The organism is Sphingomonas sp., assembly GCF_040398505.1.
In the GTDB taxonomy this organism is placed as follows: domain Bacteria; phylum Pseudomonadota; class Alphaproteobacteria; order Sphingomonadales; family Sphingomonadaceae; genus Sphingomonas.
Genome location: NZ_JBBATX010000047.1, coordinates 15,913 through 19,927 on the forward strand (window position 1 = coordinate 15,913; position 4,015 = coordinate 19,927).

Here is a 4,015-nt window from a genome sequence, read left to right on the forward strand (position 1 = left end):
CACAAAGGCGCGAAGCGCGTTCAAACACCGGTGCCTGACCGGAAGAAACCGAAATGCCGCTTCGCGGACTCCTTCGTCGTGCCTTTGCGTCTTTGTGTGAAAATCGTCTTCGTCGCTCCGCGTCCTCTACGCCTCCGCGCGAACCAAAATCTTCTCAGTGCGCCGCTTGCTCCCCGCGCACCAAGCCGCTCTGCGCAAGCTGATCGTCGATCATCGCCAGCAACCGGTCGAGCCCGGCCTGATCGCGCGCCTCGGCGCGTGCGACCAGCACGTCCTGTGTGTTCGACGCGCGCAGCAGCCACCAGCCATCGGGCGTGTTGACGCGCGCACCGTCGGTGCGGTTGACGTCGGCCCCCGCCGCTTCGAGCCGTTCGAGCACTTCCTCGACCACCGCGAACTTGCGGCTTTCATCGACCTGGAAGCGCATCTCCGGCGTGTTGACCAAAGCCGGCATCGCGCCGCGCAAGTCCGTGATCGACTTCCCGATCATATGCGCCGCGCGGATCAACCGGACGGCGGCGTAATGCGCGTCGTCAAAGCCGTAAAATTCGTGCGCGAAGAAGATGTGGCCGCTCATTTCGCCGGCGAGCGGGCTGTCGGTCTCGCGCATCTTCATCTTGATCAGCGAATGCCCGGTCTTCCACATCAACGGCTCGCCGCCGAGTTCACGCACGCGGTCGAACAGCATCTGGCTGGCCTTCACGTCGGCGATAATCGTCGCGCCGGGCAATTCCTTCAACACAGGTTCCGCCAAAATGGACAGAATCTGATCGCCCCAGATGACACGGCCTTGCCCGTCGATTGCGCCGATCCGGTCGCCATCGCCGTCAAAAGCCAATCCGAAATCGAGCTGCTTCTCCGCGACCAGCGCCTTCAGATCGGCGAGGTTCTTTTCCTCGGTGGGATCGGGATGATGGTTGGGAAAATTGCCGTCGACATCGGTGAAAAGCAAATGATGCTCACCCGGCAGGAGCTTGACCAGCTTCTCGATGATCGGGCCCGACACGCCATTGCCCGCGTCCCAGCCGATCTTGTAGCTGCCACCGGCATAGCCCGCGACGAGCCGGTTGACGTAATCGTCCTCGATATCGGCGGTCGAAACGGTGCCGCGATCTTCGGCTTCCGTCGTCTCCCAATCGCCGTCCGCTGCCATGCGGCCGAGCTCCTGAATATCGGCCCCGAAAAACGGCTTGTGCTGCAGCACCATCTTGAAGCCGTTATACTCGGCGGGATTATGGCTGCCGGTTATCTCGATGCCGCCATCCACCTCTAGCGTGGCTTCGGCATAATAGAGCATCGGCGTCGGCCCCATGCCGATCCGCACAACATCAACGCCGACCGCCGTCAGCCCGCCGATCAGCGCCGTCTCAAGCTCGGGCGAGGACAACCGTCCGTCATAGCCGACCGCGACGCGGGTGCCGCCCGCGCGCCGTACGCGCGTACCGAAGCCGCGCCCGATCGCATCGGCATCCGCCGCGCCCAGCGTCTTGCCGACGATTCCGCGAATGTCATATTCGCGCAACGATGTGGGGTTGAACATGTGCGTCATCTGATCGGCTCCCTCGATAGTCGGTCCATGCCCAATCGGTGAGCAATGCGAAAGTTCAATGACGGCTCAAAATCTCATGCGGCGGCAAAGACTAACGCCGCAGCAGCACGTCGCGCGCGGCATTGATCCGGCGCGTCAGATCGGCCGATCCGCCTTTGTCGGGATGGACGGCGGACACCAGCCGCCGGTGCGCCGCGCGGATCGCAGCGGCATCGGCCGCGGCATCGACGCCGAGCACCGCACGTGCCTCGGCTTCATCCAGCCGCAGCGCCAGCTTGGGCCGCGGTCGCAGCACCAGCCAGACGCCGAGCAACACGGCCGCGATAAACAGCACTTTTGCCATCAGGCGAACAGCGGCAGAACGGGTTCGGGGAGCGCCAGCGCGCCCATCATTTCGCGCAATTCCTGGCGCGCGGCGACATGCGCCAGGCCCATCGAGCCGAATTCGCCCGAATCGAGCATCGTCAGCCCGGCCGGAAACATTTCGCGGTAAATCACGCGCTCGCCCAGGCCAGGAACGATCCGGAACCCGACGCGCTTGGCGAGTTGATCGAGCGCTTCCGACACGCGGCGCATGTTGCGCGCCTCGATATGCTGGACGCGGTTGCGCAACACCACCCAGTCGATCGTCGAGCCATCGGCCTTGGCGCGGACCTTGCGCGCTTCCCAGATCAATTCGGCATAGAAGCTCGGGCGCGTGACCTTATAGGTTACCGGATCAACTTGTCCGATCAGGTCGAAATCGACAAAGCTGTCGTTCATCGGTGTCACCAGCGTATCGGCACGGCTCGCCGCCATCCGCGCGAAGCGGTCGTCGCGGCCCGGCGTGTCAATCACGAGGAAGTCGGCATCGGTAGCGAGCGACTCCATGCTCTCGGTGAAACGTGCCAGACTCTCGCCATCATGCGTGGCGTGGCGCGGGGTCGGCAGCGTGCGCCCGGTGCGCTTTACCGTCTCCGCGCGATTGTCGAAATAGCGCCCCATCGTGCGTTGGCGGTGGTCGAGATCGAAGGCGGACACCTTCGCGCCGCGGGTCGCAAGCGCGATGGCGACGTGCACGGCGGTGGTGGATTTGCCGGTGCCGCCTTTTTCATTGGCGAAGACGATAATGTGTGGCTTTCGCGCAGCAGTCGCCAACGTGGTCGCTTCCCGTCTTGTTCGGTTTGATTGCGCCTCATAGAAGACGCGCCCCCATCCTTATCGAAGGCCCTACGCCTGTGCAAACCATCCGTACCCTCGAAGCGCTCCGTTCCGGGATTGCCGACTTTCGCGAAAGTGGTGCGGAGATCGCACTGGTGCCGACGATGGGCGCGCTGCACGTCGGCCACATCGCGCTGATCGAGGCGGCGAAGCGGCCCGGGCGCAAAGTGGTCGCCTCGATCTTCGTCAACCCCAAACAGTTTGGCGCGAACGAAGACCTGTCACGCTATCCGCGCAAGGAAACCGCCGATCTGGCGATGCTGAAGGCGGCGGGGTGCGATCTCGTCTGGCTGCCGCCGGTCGAGATCATGTATCCCGACGGTTTCGCCACCGCTATTTCGGTGTCGGGGGTCAGCGACGGGCTCGACGGCGCGGCCCGGCCCGGACATTTCGACGGGGTCGCCACCGTGGTGGCAAAGCTGTTCAATCAGGTCCGGCCCGATCTGGCGCTGTTCGGCGAGAAGGATTTCCAGCAGCTCGCCGTGATCCGGCGGATGGTCGCCGATCTCGATTTCGGGATCGAGATTCAGGGCGTACCGACGCAGCGCGACGATGACGGGCTCGCTTTGTCCTCGCGCAACGTCTATCTCGACGACGCACAGCGTACAGCGGCGGTGGCCTTGCCGCGCGCGCTCGGCGTGGCGGCGAAGGCAATTGCGCGCGGCGATGACGCGGACGCGGCGCTCGGTACGGCGCGCGATGCGCTGGCGTCAGCCGGGTTCACGGTCGATTATGTCGCGCTGGTCGATGCCGAAACGCTGGCCCCGGCAAGCGATCCCGGCCGCGCGCGGCGCTTGCTCGCGGCGGCGAAACTCGGCGCCACCCGCCTGATCGACAACCTCGCCATTCCACCTGCGGAAGATGCCTAATTCGGCGTTAACCTTTCATTGACCCTTCCGCGCCACAGTACCGTCAAGCGGAATGGTTAACGAGGGTTGAGAGCATGGGCACGAGCCTGAAGAATGCGCGGTTCCTGATCGAAAGTCGGCTTGCCGATGCGGCACGCGGCGATGCCGATGCGTGCTACGATCTCGGCATGGTCTATTCGAGCGGGGCCGCCGGAATGGGCATCGACCTGATCGAGGCGCATAAATGGTTCAACCTCGCCGCGGTCGCCGGCAGCGAAGCCGCCAAGGATTGCCGCCGCGACATCGCCGAGGATATGAGCGCGCGCGAGATCGCGACGGCACAGGCTGCCGCGCGCGCCTTCCTTGTCAGCACACAGCGTCGCGCGGCCTGACTCGACGCTTGGCTACCTAAGGCTTA

At 64.3% G+C, this 4,015-nt stretch carries 5 protein-coding genes; 2 read left to right on the forward strand and 3 right to left on the reverse strand.

All coding sequences use genetic code 11. The features are described from left to right. Positions 1 to 154: 154 nt before the first annotated feature. The 3 genes from pgmG to ABWP09_RS07905 form a co-directional block, all read right to left on the reverse strand. The gene (pgmG, locus tag ABWP09_RS07895; RefSeq protein ID WP_353204598.1) at positions 155 to 1,549 is read right to left on the reverse strand and encodes a phosphoglucomutase/phosphomannomutase PgmG; all 1,395 of its coding nucleotides are present in this window, start codon (positions 1,547 to 1,549) and stop codon (positions 155 to 157) included. Between the two features lie 91 nt (positions 1,550 to 1,640). Next, complete coding sequence (locus tag ABWP09_RS07900; RefSeq protein WP_353204599.1) at positions 1,641 to 1,892, reverse strand: DnaJ domain-containing protein; 252 nt, start codon at positions 1,890 to 1,892, stop codon at positions 1,641 to 1,643. After that, entirely contained in the window at positions 1,892 to 2,686 is a 795-nt protein-coding gene (locus ABWP09_RS07905) for a division plane positioning ATPase MipZ (RefSeq protein ID WP_353204600.1), read from the reverse strand. The genes ABWP09_RS07900 and ABWP09_RS07905 overlap by 1 nt, the downstream gene beginning before the upstream one ends. Before the next feature lie 80 nt (positions 2,687 to 2,766). Here ABWP09_RS07905 and panC point away from each other — a divergent pair, with 80 nt between their 5' ends. Beyond that, complete coding sequence (panC, locus tag ABWP09_RS07910) at positions 2,767 to 3,618, forward strand: pantoate--beta-alanine ligase (protein ID WP_353204601.1); 852 nt, start codon at positions 2,767 to 2,769, stop codon at positions 3,616 to 3,618. Positions 3,619 to 3,692: 74 nt separating this feature from the next. Then, positions 3,693 to 3,989, forward strand: coding sequence for a hypothetical protein (locus tag ABWP09_RS07915; RefSeq protein ID WP_188447314.1), 297 nt, complete (start codon positions 3,693 to 3,695; stop codon positions 3,987 to 3,989). Positions 3,990 to 4,015 lie beyond the last annotated feature (26 nt).